General features: G+C 63.9%; 19 protein-coding genes. 9 read left to right on the top strand and 10 right to left on the bottom strand.

Annotated features, from left to right (window positions below; translation table 11 throughout):
* Nucleotides 1-8: 8 nt before the first annotated feature.
* Nucleotides 9-593, bottom strand: a complete 585-nt coding sequence (locus tag ACK4R0_RS14170; protein ID WP_409675215.1) for a YkgJ family cysteine cluster protein — start codon at nt 591-593, stop codon at nt 9-11.
* A 151-nt stretch (nt 594-744) separates the two neighbouring features.
* Between ACK4R0_RS14170 and ACK4R0_RS14165 the strand changes: the two genes are divergently transcribed.
* The 5 genes from ACK4R0_RS14165 to ACK4R0_RS14145 all read left to right on the top strand — a co-directional run bounded on the left by ACK4R0_RS14165 (nt 745) and on the right by ACK4R0_RS14145 (nt 5,156).
* Nucleotides 745-1,683 (top strand): LysR family transcriptional regulator, encoded by a 939-nt coding sequence (locus ACK4R0_RS14165; protein WP_409675212.1) that lies wholly within the window; start codon nt 745-747, stop codon nt 1,681-1,683.
* Nucleotides 1,684-1,770: 87 nt separating this feature from the next.
* Nucleotides 1,771-2,736, top strand: coding sequence for a sterol desaturase family protein (locus ACK4R0_RS14160; protein ID WP_409675209.1), 966 nt, complete (start codon nt 1,771-1,773; stop codon nt 2,734-2,736).
* Complete coding sequence (locus tag ACK4R0_RS14155) at nt 2,733-4,310, top strand: sulfotransferase (protein ID WP_409675206.1); 1,578 nt, start codon at nt 2,733-2,735, stop codon at nt 4,308-4,310. The genes ACK4R0_RS14160 and ACK4R0_RS14155 overlap by 4 nt, the downstream gene beginning before the upstream one ends.
* 32 nt (nt 4,311-4,342) lie before the next feature.
* Nucleotides 4,343-4,699, top strand: coding sequence for a hypothetical protein (locus ACK4R0_RS14150; RefSeq protein ID WP_409675203.1), 357 nt, complete (start codon nt 4,343-4,345; stop codon nt 4,697-4,699).
* A 124-nt stretch (nt 4,700-4,823) separates the two neighbouring features.
* Nucleotides 4,824-5,156: a UrcA family protein gene (locus tag ACK4R0_RS14145; RefSeq protein WP_409675200.1), complete on the top strand. Its 333-nt coding sequence runs from the start codon at nt 4,824-4,826 to the stop codon at nt 5,154-5,156.
* Between the two features lie 40 nt (nt 5,157-5,196).
* Here ACK4R0_RS14145 and ACK4R0_RS14140 read toward each other — a convergent pair whose 3' ends face one another.
* Genes ACK4R0_RS14140 through ACK4R0_RS14100 form a run of 9 tightly spaced genes read right to left on the bottom strand, consistent with a single transcriptional unit; the run spans nt 5,197 to nt 16,195 of the window.
* Nucleotides 5,197-6,129, bottom strand: a complete 933-nt coding sequence (locus ACK4R0_RS14140) for a DUF6923 family protein (RefSeq protein WP_409675197.1) — start codon at nt 6,127-6,129, stop codon at nt 5,197-5,199.
* Between the two features lie 28 nt (nt 6,130-6,157).
* Complete coding sequence (gene atzF / locus ACK4R0_RS14135; protein WP_409675194.1) at nt 6,158-7,927, bottom strand: allophanate hydrolase; 1,770 nt, start codon at nt 7,925-7,927, stop codon at nt 6,158-6,160.
* Complete coding sequence (uca, locus tag ACK4R0_RS14130) at nt 7,924-11,517, bottom strand: urea carboxylase (protein WP_409675191.1); 3,594 nt, start codon at nt 11,515-11,517, stop codon at nt 7,924-7,926. The genes atzF and uca overlap by 4 nt, the downstream gene beginning before the upstream one ends.
* Nucleotides 11,514-12,149 (bottom strand): urea amidolyase associated protein UAAP2, encoded by a 636-nt coding sequence (locus tag ACK4R0_RS14125; RefSeq protein ID WP_409675188.1) that lies wholly within the window; start codon nt 12,147-12,149, stop codon nt 11,514-11,516. Before ACK4R0_RS14125 ends, uca begins: the two co-directional genes overlap by 4 nt.
* 18 nt (nt 12,150-12,167) lie before the next feature.
* On the bottom strand, nt 12,168-12,992 hold the full coding sequence (locus ACK4R0_RS14120) for an urea amidolyase associated protein UAAP1 (protein WP_409675185.1): 825 nt from the start codon (nt 12,990-12,992) through the stop codon (nt 12,168-12,170).
* Complete coding sequence (locus ACK4R0_RS14115) at nt 12,989-13,426, bottom strand: CopG family ribbon-helix-helix protein (protein WP_409675287.1); 438 nt, start codon at nt 13,424-13,426, stop codon at nt 12,989-12,991. Before ACK4R0_RS14115 ends, ACK4R0_RS14120 begins: the two co-directional genes overlap by 4 nt.
* A gap of 37 nt (nt 13,427-13,463) precedes the next feature.
* Nucleotides 13,464-14,261, bottom strand: a complete 798-nt coding sequence (locus tag ACK4R0_RS14110) for an ABC transporter ATP-binding protein (protein WP_409675284.1) — start codon at nt 14,259-14,261, stop codon at nt 13,464-13,466.
* Nucleotides 14,262-14,266: 5 nt separating this feature from the next.
* Nucleotides 14,267-15,082 carry an ABC transporter permease gene (locus ACK4R0_RS14105; protein ID WP_409675182.1) on the bottom strand — a complete coding sequence of 272 codons (816 nt, stop codon included), beginning with the start codon at nt 15,080-15,082 and terminating at the stop codon, nt 14,267-14,269.
* Between the two features lie 30 nt (nt 15,083-15,112).
* Nucleotides 15,113-16,195 (bottom strand): putative urea ABC transporter substrate-binding protein, encoded by a 1,083-nt coding sequence (locus ACK4R0_RS14100; RefSeq protein WP_409675179.1) that lies wholly within the window; start codon nt 16,193-16,195, stop codon nt 15,113-15,115.
* 771 nt (nt 16,196-16,966) lie between these two features.
* On the opposite strand from ACK4R0_RS14100, the gene ACK4R0_RS14095 reads away from it, so the two are divergent.
* From ACK4R0_RS14095 to ACK4R0_RS14080, 4 genes are all read left to right on the top strand, one after another.
* Nucleotides 16,967-19,405 (top strand): TonB-dependent receptor, encoded by a 2,439-nt coding sequence (locus ACK4R0_RS14095; protein ID WP_409675176.1) that lies wholly within the window; start codon nt 16,967-16,969, stop codon nt 19,403-19,405.
* 10 nt (nt 19,406-19,415) lie between these two features.
* The gene (locus tag ACK4R0_RS14090) at nt 19,416-20,342 is read left to right on the top strand and encodes an MBL fold metallo-hydrolase (RefSeq protein WP_409675173.1); all 927 of its coding nucleotides are present in this window, start codon (nt 19,416-19,418) and stop codon (nt 20,340-20,342) included.
* Between the two features lie 150 nt (nt 20,343-20,492).
* Entirely contained in the window at nt 20,493-21,491 is a 999-nt protein-coding gene (locus ACK4R0_RS14085) for a sterol desaturase family protein (RefSeq protein WP_409675170.1), read from the top strand.
* A complete protein-coding gene (locus tag ACK4R0_RS14080) occupies nt 21,488-22,198 on the top strand; it encodes a hypothetical protein (protein WP_409675168.1) in 711 nt (236 codons plus the stop codon). The genes ACK4R0_RS14085 and ACK4R0_RS14080 overlap by 4 nt, the downstream gene beginning before the upstream one ends.
* Nucleotides 22,199-22,277 lie beyond the last annotated feature (79 nt).

Genomic DNA, 22,277 nt, shown 5'->3' with positions numbered 1-22,277 from the left:
GTCTCCTGTCATGACCCAGAATTGGGTTGCGATGGGACGTCGCCGGCAAAGACGCCATAGCGCTCGCGCCACGCGGCGACCTCTTCGGCAAGGTGCGGCGGCGGCGGTTCACCCGATAGCACGAGCTGTGCGACATCATTCTCGGGGTGCAGCAGCATCTTGCGCGATCCGTCGCTGTACCACACCGCAACCAGCCGGTCGCACAGACTGTCCAGGATCGCCTGGGTCATCTCGCGCGACGGCGCATCCGCGCCGGGGAGGGCGCGGACGTTGATCGACACGGCTTCGAGCGGATTGCGCGGCTCGCGCACATAGTTGACCGATGCGAGCAGCCCCGAGCGATCGGGCCGGGCGTCGTCGGGCATCTGCTCAACCCTTCGCCATGCGCAGAACCATGTCCGGCAGATCGTCGGGCGGACGGCATGGATGCTGCACCCCTGCGCCGTCAGCATGGCACAGGGTGTACCCGCCGGCTTTTTGAGATCGGGCGTATCGACGGTCAGCACGGTGCAGCACACCGTGCAGGCGCCGCAATCGCGCTCGGGCAGCACCGGCCCCAGCAGGATGGTCTCCAGGTCTTTGGGCGTCGACATGCGCTTAGCCTGTGCCGACACTCGGCGAGGATAGCAAGCAGGAGGGCATAGACACGCAAAGCAATTTTTGCTGTGTGGCATCGATATGATCTATGGTGACCGCCGCAGTCGGTCTTGAAACGAGCGGCGGCACGGGTTGGGGGACAACAGCATGAGCGACCGGGTACCATTGATCGACACCAAGTTTGCCAGCCGGGTCGACTGGAATCTGATGCGCACCTTTGTCGACATCGTGCGGGCAGGGGGCATCGGCGCGGCGGCGCGCAAGCTCAACCGACAGCAGCCGAGCATCAGTGCCGCGCTCAAACGGCTCGAGGATCATGTCGGCGCGACCTTGCTGCACCGCACCGCGACCGGGGTTGAGATGACCGCCGCGGGCAAGGCGATGATGGCGCTGTGCGAAGACATGCTCGAATCCGCGCGGATGATGCCGCATCAAATTGCCCAGGCGACAAAGCGCGTCGAAGGCTTTGTCCGCATCCAGATCGTATCGGGGCTGGTCTCGCCCGAATTCGACGAGGCGATCGCCAGCTTCCACCGGCGCAACCCCGACATCCATATCGAAGTGCGGGTATCGCCCTGGCGGCAGGTGCTCGACGCTCTCGAGCAGGGCGAGGTCGAGATCGGCGTCAGCTATGACAGCAACGTGCGCGGCGGCCTGATGTACGAGCCGTTGCTGGTCGAACGGCAGCAGCTGTATTGCTCGCGCAGCAGCCCGTATTTCGGTCGCCGCGTCGGTCGGCTGAGCGATCTGAAGGACGAGCGTTTCGTGCTCACCGGCGATGACGAGATCGAACTGATCCGCAACCTGCGCCGCCGCAACCAGTTGGGAACCAAGGTCAGCGGGCTCGCCGAGGACATCAACGAAGCGCAGCGGCTGATCACTCTGGGCGTAGGCATCGGGTTCCTGCCCATCCTGGCGGCGGAAGGGGCGGTCGCGAAAGGTCGGCTGTGGCCACTGCTGCATGCCGATGCCGAGCCGTCCTACGACATCTTCCTGCTGGCCCGGACCGATCCGTCGCGCGATACCGCGACCCAGCTGTTCTGGGACGAGGTCTTTCGCCGGGTGAGAGCGCTGCGCAGGGCATAGACCGTGCCTATGCCTTTCATCGTGTAAAAGCATCTCCCCTTATGGTGCACTGCAACGCAAACTTCTGCCGACAAGCGGAGGTTTGCAATGACGACCAATGTAGACGCCCGGGCCAGCATCAAGGACAGGGCTTTCAACCTGGCACCGCCTGCGATGATCGCGATGGTTCTGCTGTTCTGGGCATATGCCCCCAAGGCCATCGTCGAGAACGGCCTGACGCTGATCGTTACATCCTCGGCGATCACTATCACCGTGCTGCTGCTCGAATTCGTCCACGAACGGCACAGCGGCTGGCGGATGAACCGGCAGGAGTTCTTCACCGACCTGTTCTACGTCGTGCTCAGCGCCACGGTGATCGCGTGGCTCAGCAAGGTGCTGGCGGAAGATCCGTTGCTGGCCGCGAAGTCGGCGCTGGGGATTTCGACCACCTGGATGGCGCAGGTGCCCTGGCTGGCGCAGGTGATCATGGTCATCGTGGTTCTCGAGTTCGGCCAGTACTGGATGCACCGGTTGATGCACAATTCGACGCCATTCTGGCTGACCCACGCCCCGCACCATCACATCACCCAGCTCAATGCCGCCAAGGGCGCGGTCGGCAACCCGATCGAGCTGTTCCTGATCAGCCTGAGCCTGCTGGCGCTGTTCGATTTCGACAACACTGCGCTGTTTGCCGGGCTCAACACCCTGGGCGTGATCTCGACCTTTGCGCACGCCAATGTGAAGTCCGATCCGCCGATCTGGTATTCCTTCTTCTTCACGACCATCCGCCACCACAGCCTGCACCATTCGACCGATTACGAAAACACCCGCTGCAATTATGGCAACTCGCTGATCCTGCTCGACCGCATCTTCGGCACCTATCGCGAGGGCGAAGGGGTGCTGGTGGGGCAGGATGACCGCAGGCGGCTTTCGATCTGGGAGCAGACGATCTTTCCGTTCGTGCCGCTGATCGAACGGCTCAAGGCGCGCCGGGCCGGTGCAGGCACCGTGGCCGCAAACGGAGCCACAGCGGGGCAGGGCGACGCCGGCACGGGAGGCGCTGCCGCCGCATGATCGCCTCGCGCTCCCGACGGATCGATGCGGCGCGTTCGGCGCTCGGGCAGGGCGACATTCGCGCCACGCACAGCTTTGCCGCGACTTTGCTGGCGGACGATCCCTGCGACGCCGAAGGGCATTTCCTGCTGGGGATCGCCGAATCCAGCGCTGGCCGCATCCAGGCGGGCATCCAGCATCTGGGCAACGCGGTGGCGCTCGATCCACAAGGCGAATATCGTGCGCAGCTTGCCAGGTTGTTTTCGCTTGTCCGCCGCGATGGCGATGCTGCCGAGACACTGCGCGCCGCAGAGCAGGCGCTGCCGACCGATGCGTTGAGCCGTGACACGATGGGGTGTGTTTACGCGCGGCTTGGCGACCATGCCGCGGCTTTGCCCCATTTCGAACAGGCGGTGCGGCTCGAGCCCGACAATACCGAATATCGCTACAATCTGGCAGTCACGCTCAATTTTCTGGGACGGGTCGATGAGTCCGAGGCTGCGCTCGAAGCGTTGATCGCGCTCGATGCCGATCACGCCCGCGCGCACCATCTGCTCGCCGCGCTGCGCAAGCAAAGCGCGGCCAACAACCACATCGCGCGATTGGGGCAGGCCCGGGCGCGGGCGAGGGATGGCCGCGACCGGCTGCTCCTCGGCTATGCGCTGGCCAAGGAACTCGAGGATATCGGTGAGCATGACCAGGCGCTCGATACGTTGTGCGCCGCTAATGGCGAGCATCGGCGGAAACTGCCCTACAGCTTCAAGCGCGATGCCGCCGCGTTCGACGCGATCGAGGCGCACTGGCCGCAAGTGCGCACCGCACCCGTCTACAATCCGCCGTCCGAAGCGCCGATCTTCATCATCGGCATGCCGCGCACGGGAACGACTTTGGTCGATCGCATAGTGTCGTCACACCCCGGCGTCGAGAGCGCGGGTGAACTCCAGGCGATGCCGATCGCGGTCAAGAAGGCGTCTGGCACCCGCAGCCCGACCGTGCTCGATCCTGAAACGATCGCCGCTGCCGCCCGTGCCGGCATGGGTGAGATCGGGCGCGAGTATCTCCAGCGTGCCGGCCACCACCGGCGCAACCCCGCGCTGCGTTTCACCGACAAGTTTCCGGGCAACTTCCAGTACGCCGGGTTCATCGCGCGCGCGCTGCCCGAGGCCAGGATCGTGTGCCTGCGCCGCAACCCCATGGACACCGTGCTCGCCAACTTCCGCAACCTGTTCGCGATCAGCTCACGCTATTACGACTACAGCTACGACCTGCTCGACATCGCGGCCTATTATCTCCGCTTCGACCGGCTGATGGCGTTGTGGGCGAAAGAGATGCCCGGGCGCGTGCTCGGGCTGCGCTACGAGGATCTGATCGCCGACCAGGAAGGTCAGACCCGCCGCCTGCTCGAGCATTGCGGGCTCGATTGGTCCAACGACTGCCTTTCCTTCCACACCAATTCCGCCCCGGTCTCAACCCCCAGCGCCGCGCAGGTCCGCCGCCCGATCTACACCGACTCGGTCGCGCGCTGGAAGCGGCATGCCGAGGTGCTCGAGCCCGTGCGGTGGTTCTTCGAGCAGCACGGAATCGCAGTCGAATGATAAGCAGTCGAATGGCAAGGAGCCACCAACCGATGACGCGAATGATCCTGCTGATGCTCAGTCCGTTGCTGGCGATGTCCGCGCCGGCGCTCGCGGCCGATGCGCCGTCGACGCGGCTGGTCGCATGCGGATCGGAGAGTTGCCTGCTCATCTCCGGTCGGCGTGCGGATGCGGCGGCGCCGATCGTGGTCAACGGTCACGCCGTCGCACCCAAAGGGGGGCGCCGCTGGCGGGTTCGCATACCGGTTGCAACCGTGCGCGCCTGGTCGCCACCTTATGCCCGGAGCGTGTCAGTCAGGGTGGCAGACGTTGCGCATGACGCGCGGCTGCCGATCGGGATGCTCGGAACATCGGGCGACCTTGCGATGCTGGTGGTCAGAGTGAAGTAATAACCACGCCAAGTCTAAGTAATAAAAGTACAAATTTGGGTACTATATTGAAAGCCAGACTGTCTGTTGCTATATGGGCGACAGCGGCCAAAGAGCCGCGACCGTCCTACGCAGGAGATGATCTATGAAATCCGGCCTCGTGGCACCTGCCACTTTCGCATTCGCGCTTTCGGCCACCGGCGCTGTCGCAGCCGAAAACCCCTTCGCCCGCGACCAGGTGATCCTCAACCTTCAAGACCTCGACCTTGCGACCGCCGACGGCCAGCAGCGGCTGGCGATCCGCGTCGATCAGGCTGCGCGCGCGGTGTGCGGCGAGCGCCTGTCGGGAATCCACCTCGCGCTCGAAGCCAAGGCACAGGAGTGCCGCGCCGCAGTCGTAGCCGATGTCCGTCAGCAGATCGAAACCCGGCTTGCCAGCAACACCCGCTCGACCGGCCAGGTCGCAGCGCTGCGCTGATCCTGCCTGGTTCGCGACCGGGATACCCGGTCGCGAAGGGCTACTGTTGCGCGGTCAGGACTGGCGCGGGCCACCAGGTCAGCGTGTGCACGTCGTGCGCTGATGTCCAGATGCCCGCGGGGGTGTAACGCAGCGCGCCGCTGCCTTCCGCTTTGCCCAGCCGCGCGACGACCTCAAGCGTATTCGGATCGATCGCGACGAACGTCTGATCTTCGGTGGTGCGCAGCCACACCATCCCGGCGCCGGTGTCGATATCGCCATATTTGAGCGCCGCGCCGACCTTGGCCCGGCCGAGTACTTCGCCGGTCTCGGGGTCGACCTTCGCGACTGTGCCATCGCCCTGTTCCTGCACCCACACCGCGCCTTCGCCCGTGGTGAGAAAACCGGGGATCTTGCCGAGCGCCGTGGTTTTGGTGACCGTGTTGGTCTCAGGATCGATGCGCTGGATCGTCCGGCTCTCGCTGCTCACCGCCCACACCGAACCAAAGCCGAACGCGAGATACCAGGTGCCTGGGCTGACCGTGATGCTGGCGATGACCGTATTTGTGGCGGGGTCGACCCGCGCAACCTTGCCCGCGACATTGTCGCTCGCCACCCAGACCGATCCGGCACCCGCGACGACGTTGAGCTCGCCAGTGCTGGCCAGCCCGGTTGGAACCGTCGCGACCTTTTGAGCCGTCTGCGTGTCGATGCGGACGAGCGCATTCTCCTTGCAATCGGCCACCCACAGCGATCCGTCGAGGATCGCCATCGCGCCGCAGGGCTTGGACATGGGCACGCCCGAAATCTTGCCTTCGCGCGACCAGCGTTCGACCCGGCCGTCGTTGGTCACCCAAACGCTGTCGCCATCGACTGCAAGGAAATCGGCAAAGCCCGGCACGTCGATCACCTGCTCGGGGTGCGCCTGCGCCATCGATGAAAGGGCAGCGACCCCCATTGCAAGCGCTGTGACCGTCATCCGAATTTTCTGCATCGTCGTCCCCTTCAAGGTGTCGAAAAGATCAGGTCAGTTGCGCGATATACGCCCGCCATCCGCCCAGATGGGTGATGTCTTCTGCCCCGGTCAGCGCGCGCGGCTCGGCGACGAAGCCCTTGACCGATGTGCCGTCCGACAGCGTCACCGTGCCGATCGCGAGCGGCGGTGGCACCTCGACCACGAAGCTGCCGAATTCGGCAACGCCCATCTCGTAAACCTCGACCGCGATGGCCGCACCATCGGGGCTGTGCACCAGTGCAGGCTTGGGCGGGTTGCTGTTGGCGATGGCGTAGAGCCGGTATTCGGGCGCGGTCTGAAACGCGCCGACGAAGCTCGCGTCGCGTGAGGTCAGCTGCCAGTGCAGCGGCATGTCTTTCAAGTGCGCGCCGACTACGGCGAGTTTCACGGTCTGCATTTTGCCCTCCAGATCGAGCGGGGGTGGTAGGGGAAGATCGGCGATGGAAAGATATTCGTCGGCGACATCGAGCAACGCGCGGTCGGTATCCGCCGGGCCGATCAATGTGATACCGAAGCCGGTGGCGTTGGCGCGGGTTCCCGCCGGGACCGCGAGCGCTGCCATGTCGAGCAGGTTGACGAAGTTGGTGTAGAACCCCAGCGCACTGTTGAGCGCGATCGGCGCGGCGGCGAGCTCGGCGACGCGGTAAGTGGTGCCGGTGGTGGGGAAGGCCATAAGATCAATGCTCTGCCACAGCGTGTCGGCGTGGCGCTTCAATTCGGCGAGGCGGTAGATACCGTTGAACAGGTCGACCGCGCGCGTCTCAAGCCCCACCGAGACGATTTCGCGCACCGTGGGATCGATGGCGTCGGGGTTGGTGGCTAGGATGCCCTCCATCGCCGCAGTGCGCTCGGCCACCCAAGGCCCGCTGTAGAGCAGTTGCGCGGCCTCCTGCAGCGGCGCGTAGTCGATCTCGACGATCGTCCCGAGCTGGCCGAGCTTTTCGAGCGCGCGATCATAGAGATACTCGGATTCCAGATCGCCGAAGAACACCCGCTGGTCGCGGCGCGGGACGCCGATGGTCTTGCGCGCAATCGGAAGGTCGGCGAGCGGCTTGGAATACGCATCGGCTGCATCGAATCCCGCGACCACGCCGTCGATCAGCTGCGCATCGGTCGTGTCGTCGGTGAACACCGTAACGCAATCGAGCGTGCGGCAGGCGGGGACGACGCCGCGGCTGCTCCAGCGACCCTTGCTGGGCTTGAAACCGATCAGATGCTGGAACGCAGCCGGGACCCGGCCCGATCCCGCGGTGTCGGTGCCCAGCGCGAACGCAACCAGCCCGGCGGCCACCGCGCTCGACGATCCCGAGCTCGATCCCCCGCTGACATAGGTGAGGTTATAGGCGTTGCGTGGGCTCCCATAGGGGCTTCGGGTGCCGTTGAGCCCGGTGGCGAACTGGTCGAGGTTGGTCTTGCCGATGCACAGCGCGCCTGCTGCGAGCAGGCGCTCAACAACATGGGCAGACGCAGCTGGCTGATAAGCGAACGCCGGGCAGGCCGCAGTCGTCTCGAACCCCGCAACGTCGATATTGTCCTTTACCGCAAACGGCACCCCTGCGAGCGGCAACACCTCGCCGGCCGCCACCCTCGCATCAATCGCGCGTGCTGCGACGATCAACTCGTCGGGCGAAGCACGGCTGATCCAAATCTGCGGCTGCAGCGCGTCATAAGCCGCCAGCCGCGCCAGCGTCTCCTCGGCGATGGCGACAGCGCTGGTAGCCCGGCCATTCACGGCATGCGCGATGGCATTGGCGCTGCGGCGAGTCATCGCGCTCATGCGTGCCTCGTCAGCGCGAGGATCGGCGCGCCGGGCTGCACCGACTGGCGCTCCTGCGCGTACAGCGCGCTGATCGTGCCCGCGCCGGGGCTGTCTACGCGGCACTCCATCTTCATCGCCTCGATGATCGCGATCGCATCGCCCGCCTCGACCTCGTCGCCCACAGCAACCAGCATCTTCCAGACGCTGCCGCCGAACGGGGCTTCGATCACATCGGCGCCCTCGGGCACTTCGACCGCACCTGCCTCGACCGCCTCGGCCTCGGCAGGGTCGGCACGGTCGAACTCGCCGCGCCGCTGCCAATCTGCGCGCTCCTCATCGAACGCGGCCTGGCGGGTCTCCTCGAAAGCGGAGATTGCAGCAGCATTGTCGGCAAGAAACGCGCGGTAATCTGCGAGCCGGAATTCCGACGGCTCGATCCGGATCGAGCGCCTGCCGGTCGGGAAGTCGCGCCGCCATTCGGTGAGCTCGTCGGCGCTCACCGGATAAAAGCGGATCTGGTCGAAGAAGCGCAGCAGCCAGGGCTTGCCCTCGGTGAACGCGTCGGTCTGGCGGTAGGTGTTCCACACCTGCAACGTTCGCCCGAAGAGCTGATAGCCGCCCGGTCCCTCCATGCCATAGATGCACATATACGCGCCGCCGATGCCCACGACATTGGGCGGGGTCCAGGTGCGCGCGGGGTTGTATTTGGTGGTCACCAGCCGGTGGCGCGGATCGACAGGCGTCGCGACCGGCGCTCCGAGATAGACATCGCCGAGGCCGAGTACGAGATAGTTCGCCTCGAAGATCAGGTTCTCCACCGCCGCCGAATCGGGCAGGCCGTTGATCCGGCGGATGAACTCGATGTTGTCGGGGCACCACGGCGCATCGTCGCGCACTGCGCCCATATACTTCTCGATCGTTTCGATCGTCGCAGGGTCGCGCCAGCTCAGCGGCAGATGCACGATGCGCGAGGGGATGGTGAAATCCTCGAGGTCTCCCAGCCGTTCCTCGGCCGCCATCAACGCGGCGAGCGCCATGCCCTGCGTCATGGTCGCGCCATCGAAATGGAACTGCAGCGAGCGGATTCCCGGAACGATGTCGATCACGCCGGGCAACGCCATCCGCTCGAGCTCGGTCATCAGCGCCTGCACGCGGATGCGCAGCTCGATATCGAGCACGATCGGGCCGTATTCGACCAGAATGTTGCGGTCGCCCTGCTGGCGATAGACGGTGCGCGGCCGCTGCGGCGCTTCGGGAATCACCCCGAGGATCGGCGACAGTGTGGCGATCGGCCGTGCCGGACCGAGCTCGCAGCCGTCGCCGGTGGCGAGCAGCCGCCGCTGCAGGCTGTCAGCGGCAAACGCATCGTGCGCGTTGACCGGAACGAAGCGCAATGTGTCACCGGGCGAGAGTTGGCCGATCTTCCAGCGGTCGGCGGCGATCACCACGAACGGGCACACGAAACCGCCAAGTGAGGGACCATCGGGGCCGAGGATGATCGGCATGTCGCCAGTGAAATCGACCGCGCCGATGGCATAGGGGTTGTCGTGGATGTTGGAGGGGTGGAGGCCAGCCTCGCCGCCATCCTTGCGCGCCCAGTCGGGCTTGGGGCCGATCAGGCGCACGCCGGTGCGGTTGGAATTGTAGTGGACCTGCCACTGCGCGGCGACGAAGGTGTCGACGTCGTCATCGGTGAAGAAATCGGGCGCGCCGTGCGGGCCATAGAGCACGCGCAGCGTCCATTCGCCGGGAAGCGCGGGCATGGCTGCGCGGGGCAGGGGCGTGCCGGTCGGCTCGCTACCCAGATGCAGCGTATCGCCCGCGAGCAACCGGCGCGCCGCATGGCCGCCGAACTGGCCGAGCTCGAAGGTGCTGCGGCTGCCGAGATACGGCGCGATGTCGAGCCCGCCGGCGAGCAGGATATAGCCGCGCAATCCGCCGCCGGTGGCGCGGCCCAAGCTGAGCGTTTGGCCGGGAGCGATGTCGATCGCCTCGCCGCGCGGAACCGCCACGCCATCGAGCGTCGCGCCGAAGTCCGCACCGGTCAGGCAGATGCGCGCGGGCGCGTTGAAGGTCAAAGTCGGGCCCGAAATCGTGACCTCGAGCCCGGCGGTGCCTTCCGCATTGCCGAGCAAGCGGTTGCCTAGCCGGAACGACTGGTCATCCATCGGCCCCGAGGGCGGAACCCCGATCGACCACAGCCGCTGGCGTCCGGGCCAGTCCTGCACTGTGGTCGCAGTCCCGCCGCTGACCACCTGGATGCTGCGCGGGTGATATTCGATCGTGTCGAGCGCGCGGGTCGAGACTTCGCCGCTGACGAAGGCGGGCGAGCGCACGACCTCGCGCAGCCAGCGCAGGTTGCTCTCGATGCCGTCGATACGGCTGGCATCGAGCGCGGCCTGCATCGCGGTGACGGCCAGTTCGCGGGTATCGGCATGGACGATCAGCTTGGCGAGCATAGGATCGTACCAGACGCTGACCGTGCTGCCCGCCATCACCCAGGTTTCGGCGCGGATATCGGCGGGAAATTCGACCGCGGTCAGGGTGCCCGATGTTGGGCGATAATCGTGCGCGGGGTCCTCGGCATAGAGCCGCACTTGCACCGAATGGCCCTTGGGCTGTGATGGCGCGTGGTCAAGAAACGCGAAATCGCCCGCGCCGCCGCGCACCATCCATTCGACCAGATCGATCCCCATCACCTCTTCGGTGACGCCATGCTCGACCTGCAGCCGGGTGTTCATCTCGAGGAAGAAGAACTGCTCGCGCTCGGAATCGTAGAGGAACTCTACCGTGCCTGCGGAGCGATAGTTCGCCGCCTTGCCCAGCCGGATGGCCGCGGCGATCAGATCGGCGCGCACCGCATCGGGCAGCAGCGGGGCAGGGGCTTCTTCCACCACCTTCTGGTTGCGCCGCTGCAGCGAGCAGTCGCGCTCGCCAAGGGCCACGACCTGGCCCGCGCCATCACCGAAGATCTGCACCTCGATATGCCGCGCGCGGCGGATATAGCGTTCGAGGAACACGCCGGCATCGCCGAAATTGCCCAGACCCTGCCGCTGGACAGCAGCAAAGCCCTCGCGCACTGCGGCCTCGTCCTCGCAGATGCGCATGCCGATGCCTCCGCCGCCTGCGGTCGCCTTGAGCATGACGGGAAAGCCGATCGCTTGCGCAGCGCTTGCGGCTTCGTCCTCGTCGGTCAGCAGATCTGTGCCCGGCGCCAGCGGCACGCCGTGCGCAGCCGCCAGCGCGCGCGCGCTGTGCTTGAGGCCGAAGGTACGCATGTTGTCGGGCGTCGGGCCGATGAAGACGATTCCCGCCTGCGCGCAGGCCTCAGCGAACTCGGCGTTCTCGGCGAGGAAGCCATAGCCCGGGTGGATCGCGCCCGCGCCGGTCTTGCGCGCGGCATCGAGGATCGCTTCAACGTTGAGATAGCTCTCGGACGCACGTGCCGGACCGATGCACACCGCCTCGTCGGCTTGCGCCACATGCAGCGAATCTTCGTCGGCCTCCGAATAGACCGCGACCGAGCGCAGCCCCATCTTGCGCAAAGTGCGGATGATCCGCGTCGCGATCGCCCCCCGGTTCGCGATCAATACCGTGTCGAAGCTCATGCGGTGACGATCATGCGCACGGGCGTCGGGTTGAAGCCGTTGCAGGGGTTGTTGATCTGCGGGCAGTTGGAGACGACCACGGTCACGTCCATGTCAGCGCGCAGATCTACGGTCAGCCCCGGCGCGGAGATGCCGTCGACGATGCCCAGCGCGCCATCGGCTTCGACCGGCACGTTCATGAAGAAGTTGATGTTGGGGACGATGTCACGCTTGCCGCGTCCTTCCCACAGGTTGGCCTCGAGAAAGTTCTCGACACATGCGTGTTCGGATTTGGTGTGATGTCCGTAGCGCAAGGTATTGGACTCGCACGAGCATGCGCCGCCGATGGTGTCGTGATATTCGACCGAGGTGGCCGCGATGGTCATCATCGCGCGGCCCTCGTTCGAGCGCAGCACGGTGCCCTGCCGCAGGAACAGGTTACCCTGCGCCGCCACTGTATCCTGCGCGCTGTAGCGCTCGGCATCGTCGGCGGTGGCATAGAGCAGGAAATCGACCGCCTGGTTGCCCTCCAGATCGACGATGCGCAGCGTCTGCCCCGCGGCGACGTGGTGCAGCCATGGTGCGCGCGCAGGCACGATGATATCGTGGACGACGGTGCCGGAGAGCCCGGCGAGATGGGGATCGACGCTCATGGGAACAGGCTCCTTCTTTCAGCGGCGGAAATAGTCTTCGACGTTGAGGAAGGCGCGCTGGCCTTCGGGCGTCGCGTTGCGGATGGCGTCGTCCGGCGGCGTCACCGGGCCGCGCCACGCGGTCGCGCGCAGCGGGGTGACAGTGTAGGTGTCGCGCGGATCGAGCACATGCGGCACGTTGGCGATCACCACGATCACGTCCATCTCGGCGCGCAGGATCACGCTGCGTCCGCCTGCGAACGGACCGATATTGGGGACAATCGCGCCATCGGGAGCGATCTTCGCGCCCTTGAACAGGTTGACGCATGGATGGACATCGCGCCGCTGCAGCCCATGCTTGGCAGCGCCCAGCAGAAAGCGGTCGCGGCCATTGGGGCAGGGGCCGCTGTTGCTGCCATCGCCGTATTTCGCGGCGTTGGTAGCGGCGTTCGAGGTGCCGCAGAAGGCATCGTGCGTGCCCGCATCGTCTTCCAGAATGCTCATCATCACCCGGCCCATGTCCGACAGCAGCAATTTGCCCGCGCCCAGATACGCGTTCCACTGCACCTTGACCGTATCGGCCACATTCAGCCGTTCGGTCGGCATCTCGGCGTTGAACAGTTGCAGCGCGGCGCACGCATCGCCCTTGGTGTCGATCAGCCGCAACCGGGTGCCGCGCGCCAGCCGCCGCGTGGCATAGCCGCCGGGGGCGATCGTTTCTTCCCACACCAGTTCGTCAGATGAAACGCCTTCGGGCAGATCATCGGCCACCGGTGGCAATGCCGGCATCGTCTCGACCTTGGTTCCCGCCATCGACCGGGCATGGTCGCGCGCGGCGTTCGGGTCAGACAGGACAGCGCTCATGCGGCGGCTCCTTCGGTTAGATTGGCGTCGGGCTCGTACAGCGGCGGCAGCAGAGCGGTGGTGGTGACCAATTGGAGCTGATGCACCCCGCGGACCCGGCGCAGCGCATCGCACAGATCCTTGAGCCGCACCGCAGGGCCCTGGACCAGCAGCACCTCGAGCGACTGGTCGTCCTCGAGGAACACGTGCTGCGAGGAGATCACCTCCTTGAGATACTCGGCCTGGGTCTGCGCAAGCTGGTGGCGCACCCGGCCGCGATCGCCGCGATAGACGATGGTAATCGTGCCCGCGAGCATCTCGTCGGGGCGGGTGTACGCCTCGTGCTCGGCGAGCGCGTGGCGGATCAGCTCGGCGATCAGCTGCGAGCGCGACGGCAGGCCGCGTTCCTCCACCATGTTGTCGAGCTGCCGAAACAGCTCGCCGGGCAGGCTCATCGACAGCCGGGCAAGGCTTGTGGGTTCGGTACTCACGTCAGGCACTCTCTTGTGGTTTGGCTTGGGAAGTCAGCTCGGGGATAACCGGCGCGGTTTCCTCAGGCTCGGGATCCTTGCGCAGCGCGATGTCGTACACTGCGGTCGCCCCGAAGCGGTGCGGCGCGTGCGGATCGTGGCGGCGCTTGTCGAGCGCGAGCACGCGGGTTCCCAGCGTAAACGCCTCGCGGATGTCGTGCGTTACCATGATGATGGTGAGCTGATAATCGCGCCAAAGCGACAGGATCAGCTTGTGCATGTCGGCGCGGATGCCCGGATCGAGCGCACCGAACGGTTCGTCGAGCAGCAGGATGCGCGGGCGCTTGATCAGCGCCTGTGCGATCGCCAGCCGCTGCTGCATCCCGCCGGAAAGCTGCGCGGGATACAGGTGCATCGAATCTGCCAGCCCGACCGCTTCGAGCATTTCGGTCGCCCTCGCGGTGGCTTCGCGCTTGGCCGATCCGAACAGTCGCGCCGAGAGCGGCGCCTGCGCGCACTCCAGTCCGAACACGGTGTTGCCCAGCGCCGAGAGGTGCGGGAACACCGAATAGCGCTGGAAGACCACGCCGCGATCGGGCCCGCATTCGGGCGCCAACGGCGCGCCATCGAGTTCGATGGCGCCGCGGGTCGGACGCTCCTGGCCCAGGATGATGCGCAGCAGGCTGCTCTTGCCCGCGCCCGAGGGCCCGACGATCGAAACGAACGACCCCGCCGCGATGTCGAGATCGACCCGCTCGAGCACGATCTTGTCGCCATACTCCACCCACACATTCTGCAGGCTCAATACGGGGGCGGGCAGCGCGCTCAATGGCCCGCTCCATGCGCCCAGGGGAATGCGCGCTTGCTGGTCTGGGTCAGCACGGCGTCCATCAGGATGGCGAGCAGCGCAATCCATGCGACATAGGGGATGATCACGTCCATCGCGAGATAGCGGCGCACCAGGAAGATGCGGTAGCCCAGGCCTACATCGGCAGCGATCGCCTCTGCCGAAATCAGAAACACCCACGCCGGGCCCAGTGCCATGCGCACTGCGTGGATCAAGCGCGGCATCGCCTGGGGCAGCGCGACCCGGATCATGATCTGCCACGAACTTGCGCCCAGGGTCTGCGCCTTGATGATCTGCTCAGGCGGCAGCGCACCGACATGGGCTGCGATATCGCGGACCATGACGGGCGCGATTCCGATGACGATCAGCGCGACCTTGGCGGTCTCGCCCAGCCCCAGTGCGATGAACAGGATCGGCAGCAGCGCGATCGGCGGGATAACGGCGATCCCGGTGACCAAAGGTCCGAAGGTTGCGCGCACCGGCGGGAGTACCCCGAGCACCAGCCCGACCACCAGCGCGCTGATCGTCGCGATGCCGAGACCCAGCCCCAGCCGCTGCAGGCTGGCCAGCGTATCGACCCAGAAGGTGAGCTGTCCCGTGAGCTGGTCCGGCTGGAACATCAGCGCCGACATCGCGGCGATCATGGCGCTGGGCAGCGGCAGGATCTTGTCCATCGGGTTATCGGCATGCCGCTGTGCGGCCATCACGAGATACACCAGCACCAGCAGCGCAACCGGAAGCGCGCCAAGCAGAAACCGCTGTCCTCGGTTCAGGTGAAGGTTGACCCAGCGCATCTCAGTTGCCCCTGTGCGATCCGCTACCGGTCAGAGCGTGCCATCGGCGGCGAGCTTCATGAAGCTGTCGTCGAAGCGCAGCGTTACCCGGTCGGGATTGCCCAGCGTCTTGCCACCAGGGAACGCGATGCCGACATCGTCGGCGGAGCTCGCGCCCTTGAACAGCCCCTTGGAGAAGCTGAAGTCGCGCACCAGCGTCATCGTTTCGACCAGGTTGGCAGAGGTCGCGGCGGCGACTGCGGCCTTGGGGTCAGCATAGAGGAAGGTGGTTGCCAGTTGGCTGTCGAACATCTCGGGCGCTGCGCCGGACAGTTTCGCCATTGCGGCGCGCGCGGCGGCACCTTCCGCATCCTGCCGCTGCATCAGCGCGACGGTCTCGTACCAGATGCCGACCAGCGCCTTGGCAAGATTGGGATTGGCCTTGAGCGTTGCGGTATCAACCACCATCAGGTCGAGGATCTCGCCGGGAATATCGGCTGAGCTGAACACCATGTTCACGCCCTGCTCGGCCTTCATCACCGACAGCTGGGGGTTCCAGGCGACCGCGGCCATGACATCGGGCGCACCGAAGGCCGCGACGATATCGGCATCAGAGGTATTGATCGTCTTGACGTCGGGCGACTTGAGCCCGGCCTTGTCGAGCCCGCGCGCCAGCAGATAATGCGAGACCGAAAGCTCGACCAGATAGGCTTGGCGGCCCTTGATGGCAGCCAGCGAATTGGCGCCCTTGAGCAGGATGCCATCATTGCCGTTCGAATAATCGCCGATGATGATCGCGGTGGTATCCTTGCCGCCTGCTGCCGGGATGGTCAGCGCGTCCATGTTGGTGACGGTCACGCCATCGAACTTGCCCGCAGTGTACTGGTTGACCGATTCGACATAATCGTTGACCTGCACCAGGTTGATCGTGATGCCGTATTTGTCGGCCCATTTCTTCACGATGCCCGCCTGCTGGGCATAGGGCCATGGCATCCATCCGGCGTAGATCGACCAGCCGATGGTGAACTCGGTCTTGGGCTGGGTCTTGGGATCGGGACCCTGCGAACAGGCCGCCAGCATGAGAGACCCTGCGATCAGCACTGCGGTGCCGAGTTTGCCCAAAAGCCTCATCATGATTCGATCCCCTTTCGCAGTGCAGCATCACCCCAGTCGCAACGCTTGTCCATCAAAAATATTACCCAGCGTAAAAAAGGTAATACGGCGTTTCGTGTGTGCTGCATCGGGGGAGATACGGCAGGCATTCCCTTGATCGGTTCTGCGCTGAGGCAAAATGTCCGGCACAGCGGGCTTTTTACTCGATCCCGCCGGCTAAGACTTACGCAGAGTAGCTGTTGAAGTGATTCGCAGGTCGAGATGGCCACAGTGCTGCGAGCGACGGCGTTCAGCGTTTCGAGGGCGAGGCACAAGTATTACCAACGCGTTATAAAAGCGCTATTTTGTGCGCTGCAGCACAAGCCGGGTTCATACTGAGCAACTGCAAAATTATTACGCTTGACGCAAAGCGTAATATCCATACCGTAATGGACATCGCCTCAACGAAGGCGACCAGGGAGAAACCGATTGTTCTGAGCGAGGGTTCATGAATTCGAGGCGGGCCTGCAGTGTTGATATTCATGCCGGTATGCTGCTGGTTTCCAGCCGCAGGCAGGTGGCAGCGCGCAGAGACCCGACGATGAACCGGTTGTTCAGTCTCGTTGCAGACGGCGCTGATCGCCGACGGACCGATTACCGCGGCGCGACCCGTGATCGGAACTACGGAATTGCAAGACAACTTGGCCGGACTGCGGCTGACAAGGTGCCGGCATAGCCAGAGCGCCAGCGGGCCAACGTGCTCGTGGGGAAGGATGTCGTTCAAGAGAGGCTCACCACATAAGGGGGGTCCGAATGACACAGAAAATGTTCCGCAACACGCTGCTGGGCGCAACCGCGCTCATGGGTTTTGCCACCAATCCGGCGTTTGCACAGGATTCCGCACAGGAAGCCGATAGCGCGGCCAATGCCGATACCATCGTCGTCACTGCCACCCGGCGCGCAACCTCGTTGCAGGACGTGCCGATCAACATCAGCGCGATCGGATCCGAGCAGCTCGCGCAGCAGCGTCTCAACGATATCCGCGACCTTGGCGCCTTTACTCCGGGTGTGACCATCACCGACACCGGCCCGCGCGGGGCTGGCACCATCGTGATGCGCGGACTGTCAGCCGACGACACCAGCACCTTCGCCGACAACTCCAACAATGCCATCGGCGTGTATCTCGGCGAGGTGCCGCTCTATTTCGATTTCAAGCTGATCGACATGGAACGGATCGAGGTATTGCTGGGACCCCAAGGCACGCTCTACGGCCTTGGCACACTGGCCGGCGCAGTCCGTTACATTCCTGCCCGCCCAGATACCACCAAGGTATCCGGCACCGCCCACGCCCGTGGCTTCGCCATGTCGCAGAGCAAGGACGTGGGATATGTGTTCGACGCCGCCATCAACCTGCCGATCATCAGCGACAGGCTGGCCTTCCGTAGTGCGACCGGCTACTTTTACGACCCCGGCTTCATCGATTATCCGTTCACCGTGCAGACGATCGGGGTGTCGTTGCCGCAGCCCGGCCCGGCGTCCAATCCGCTGGGCACCAGCGCGCAGCAGGCGGCCAATTTCAAGCGCGAACGCGACGTCAATTATGGCAAGACCTTCACCACGCGCAACCAGTTGGGCCTGACGCTCGAAAACCTGAACGCTTATGTGACCTATGCCTTTCAGGAGGTGCAGACCGATGGCCGTCAGGCCAATGGCGGCGGCGTGGTGGGTGAGGGCCGTTATGAAGGTCCGTGGCGTGTGCTGGAGCCGCAAACCCGTCGTGCCCACCTGCTCAGCCTCGAAGTCGATGCACAGCTTGGCGGCATTGCAGAACTGGTTTCCTCCACCGGCGTCACCTGGACGAAGAACAGCGGGGGCGTCGATGTGACCGATCTGCTGCTCGATCTCGATTATGGCTACGAAAGTTTCCCTGCCTTCACCGGTTTCACCCGGTCAACCGCGCGTTCCAAGCAGTTCAACCAGGAACTGCGCCTGGTATCCACGCATGGCGGACCGTTCAGCTGGGTTCTGGGGGCATTCTACAATGAGCTGCGCACCCGTAACAGTTATCGCGAATACATTCCCGGCTTTGCTGCCTCGCCCACGGGACAGGCGTTTGGTGTCATCCCCAATGCCGATGACAATGAATATGCGTCGTTCGGGCGCAGCACGACCAAGGAACGTGCCGTCTTTGGCGAAGTCACCTTCAAGGTAACGCCGGAATGGCAGATTACCGGCGGTTTGCGCTACTACGGATACGATCTCGATCGCATCGGCGGCTCGACACTGCCTTATTACGACGGCGCGGTCGCGAGCGATGACGATATTCCATCGAGCAGCGGTGAGGCGAGCGCCAGCGGCTTTGTCTACAAGCTGAATACGTCCTACAAGTTCAGCGACGCTGCGCTCGTCTACCTCACCTACAGTACCGGTTACCGAATCGGCGGTGCAAATACCGGTGCGGCACCGTGTGTTCTACCGCTGAATCTCAACCAGCAGAACATCTGCGCGTTGCCAGACGAACTGTTCTACGGCCCGGACAAGACCGAGAACTTTGAACTCGGCGTGCGCGGGAGCCTGTTTGACAACAGGTTGACCATGAACCTGTCGGTGTTCCAGGTGGATTGGAATGGCATCCAGCTGGCCAGCGCCACGCAGTTCGGCGGCATCGGCATTCTCACCAACGGTGGTACCGCGCGCAACCGCGGGCTGGATTACTCCTTCACCGCCCAGATCACGCCGGAATTCTCGTTGCGCGGCAACTATTCCTATCTGGATGCACAGCTGACATCCGACGTTCCCAGCCTGCTGCAAATCCGCAACAGCCAGGTGGCCAGCTTCCGGCCGAAGTTTGGCCGCGTCGGTGTGTTCGATGGTGACCGTCTGCCTGGTTCAGCCAAGCATAGTGGGTCGCTGGCGGCCGACTATCTGATCCCGGCGGGCGATAATGGTGAGATCAACTTCAACTGGACGTCAACCTATACCGGCAACATTTTCAGCCGTGTCGGCAACCGCGGCTTTGGTGAGACCATACCCGACTATCTGACCCATCGTGCCGCCATCACCTACCGGGTAAACGACACATACGAAATATCGTTGTTCGCCAACAACATCACCAACGAATACGCCGTCACCGGTATCAGCAACGATCGTAGCCGCTTCGGCTTCGTCAATGGCGGTATCATCTCGCGTTATTATGCGCGGTCGGTGCTGACACCACGTGTGGTTGGCGTCGAAGCACGTTTCAACTTCTAAGCGCGCAAGCATGTCACGCCTGAAACCTTCGATTCGGCTGGGCGCGGCGATCTTTCTGGCGGGGTGTCTGGTCGGCACCCCGCTGGCAGGGGCGCAGGCCGAGGCGCCACCCGCGCTGTTTGCCGAACGCTGGATCGACGGCACCAACGGTGCAGAACCTGCCACGCAAGTGCAGGCGCTCGACGCCGATACCTTCGTGATCCGGCAATCGGTGAAGACCAATTTCGAGGCTCCGTTCCTCTATCTGATGTTCGGGCGCGACAAGGTGCTGTTGATCGACAGCGGCGCGGACGGGGGGCAGATCAGGCCAACCGTCGATCGGCTGATCGCCGAATGGCTGGCGGCCAACAAGCGCACGTCCATTCCTCTGGTGGTCGCGCACAGCCATAGCCATGGCGACCATGTCGCTGGCGATGCGGCCTTTCGCGATCGCGCCGACACAACCGTCGTCGGATTGAAGCCCGCCGATGTTGCCGCGTTTTTCGGGATATCGCCATGGCCCGATGCCATCGCCCAATTCGATCTCGGCGGACGCAAGCTGAGCATTCTTGGCACCCCGGGCCATCAGGCAGCCGCGATCATGGTCTATGATCCGCGCCTCAAGATCCTGCTCTCGGGTGACACGCTCTATCCCGGGCGGCTGTACATTCCGGTCAATTTTCTCGGCGACAACCGCGCCAGCATCGACCGTCTGGCGGTCTTCGCGCGCAACCACCCGATCCGTGCGGTGCTCGGCGCGCATATCGAGATGACGCGGACGCCGGGCGAGGATTACCCGCACGAGGCCGCCGCCCATCCCGACGAGCACCCGCTCGAGCTTCCTCCGTCCAGCATCGCCGAATTGCGTGCGGGGCTGAGGGCGAAGCTCGACGTTCCGGACCAGGGGCAGGTGCACGATCGCTTCATCATCATGCCGGTGTCAGCCCGTGCCGAGTGACGTCATAGATCGCATCTATGTCAACTATACCGGATTGGTATCTGGCGTGATGCCCCCGAATTTACGACGTTGTATTTACTGACTTTAACATCCTGAACCCTTTTAGAGCCGGACGCCGGCAGGAAAGGGTCACATCGCGAGTACAGGCGTATGGACGGAGTTCGCGTAGGTAAACGGCTGATAGGCACGCAGGCGCCCGTCACCATCGGGTGGGAGAACATCCCTCGGGTGCAGGGCGGGCCGGTCAAGCAGTTCGTGTTCACTTATTTCCAGCCGGCGGTGCTTTTTGCGCTGATTTTGTTCTGGTATTACGCGCCCAATTCGATCGCCAAAGCCTCGACCGCAATCGGCATTGGCATCGCCTTCAAAATTCTGCTGCTCGGGCTTGAATGGATCAATCCGCGTTTTGCAAGCTGGCAGCTCACCTGGAAGGAGCTGGTCACCGACCTGTTCTATGTCGGGCTGGGCTATACCATGCTCAACATGGTCGAAGGGTATCTCGGCAGCGATGTGCTAATCGAAAATCTGTTGAACAGCTTTGACTGGGGCAAATTCGCCTGGTTCACCAGCATGCCTTTGCTTGTACAGGCGTTTGCCATCCTGTTTATCGCCGATTTCGGGCAATACTGGATGCATCGCGGGATGCACAACTGGTACCCATTGTGGCTGCCGCACTCGGTCCACCATTACATCACCCAGCTGAACATCAACAAGGGCGCGGTCGGCAACCCGGTCGAGCTGTTCCTGATCGGCCTTGGTATCGGGGGAATGTTCGATTTCCTCCCCCGTGCTGCGCTGCTGGCGGGCGCGATCGGCATGTCGATCGGGGTTTATCAGCATATCAATGTGCGGTTCAACACTCCGGCGTGGTGGCGTTACCTGTTCAACACCACCGAACATCACAGCCTGCACCATTCGCAGGATTTCGAGGCGACCCGCAGCAATTACGCCACCATCTTCATCTTCATCGACCGCATGTTCGGCACCTGCATCGATGGCGAGGCCGAACTGCTGGGAATGGAAGGGGGCCGCCGGATGTCGATCCGCGAGCAGATGACCTTCCCGTTCACGGAAGGGTGGAAGACGCTCAAGCAACGCTATGGCAAGGCCGGGACCGCAGATGATCAGTATGGAGTACCCGCGGAATGACCGGCCACACCGGAACGCTGGGAGATCGGCGGATGCGGCGCGGCGATAACGCACCCAACAGTGGTGGTGCCGGCGTAACCTTCAGCCCGATGCGCTTTATCGACTGGATATGGAACATTCGCGGAAGCGTTCCGCTGGCACCGGGTCAGTCAAGCGACGACGTTTTTGCACGGCTTGATCCGCTTTTCGACCAGCCTGGCACCACGTACGATCGGATCGGCGATGCGCTGAGCTTCACCAAGAAGGATCAAGCCGCCCAGGACAAGATGTCGATCTTCGATGCGGGCGTGCTGCAGGTGGAAGCCAGCGCCGCAGGACCCGTATTGCGCTATCGCATGGCGAGCAGGTCGCTGCTGTTCTGCTTTCTGGCCCCGTTTCTCTTCCTTGCCTTCGGGCAGATGATCGTCGGCATCGGCATGCTCGAGGGGCCATCGACCGAAAAGGCGGAGAAGGACAAGAAAGAAGACGTCGTCCACAAGCTCAACCCGATAGACGCGTTTCTTGGCGCGCCTGCACCGGAAAAGCCCAAAAAGGACGACAAGTCCAAGAAGGACGACAAGAAGCACTCGCCGACCGCAGCCTATGTGTTCGCGGCCATCTTCGCGGTGCTCTTCATCGTAGGGCGCCTGCTCGAAGACACGCTGATCAAACGGCATTTCAAACGCCGCCTGCACGAGAATCTGATCGAGGCCCAGCCCGCTCCCTGAACGCCCGCTCCCTGAACGCCCGCTCCCTGAACGGGTTAGCCATTTAGACCAGCCCGCTTCCTGAGCGGGCTGGTCGCAG

This window comes from Blastomonas sp., assembly GCF_046294995.1.
In the GTDB taxonomy this organism is placed as follows: domain Bacteria; phylum Pseudomonadota; class Alphaproteobacteria; order Sphingomonadales; family Sphingomonadaceae; genus Blastomonas.
This window is presented reverse-complemented; position numbering and strand designations above follow the sequence as displayed.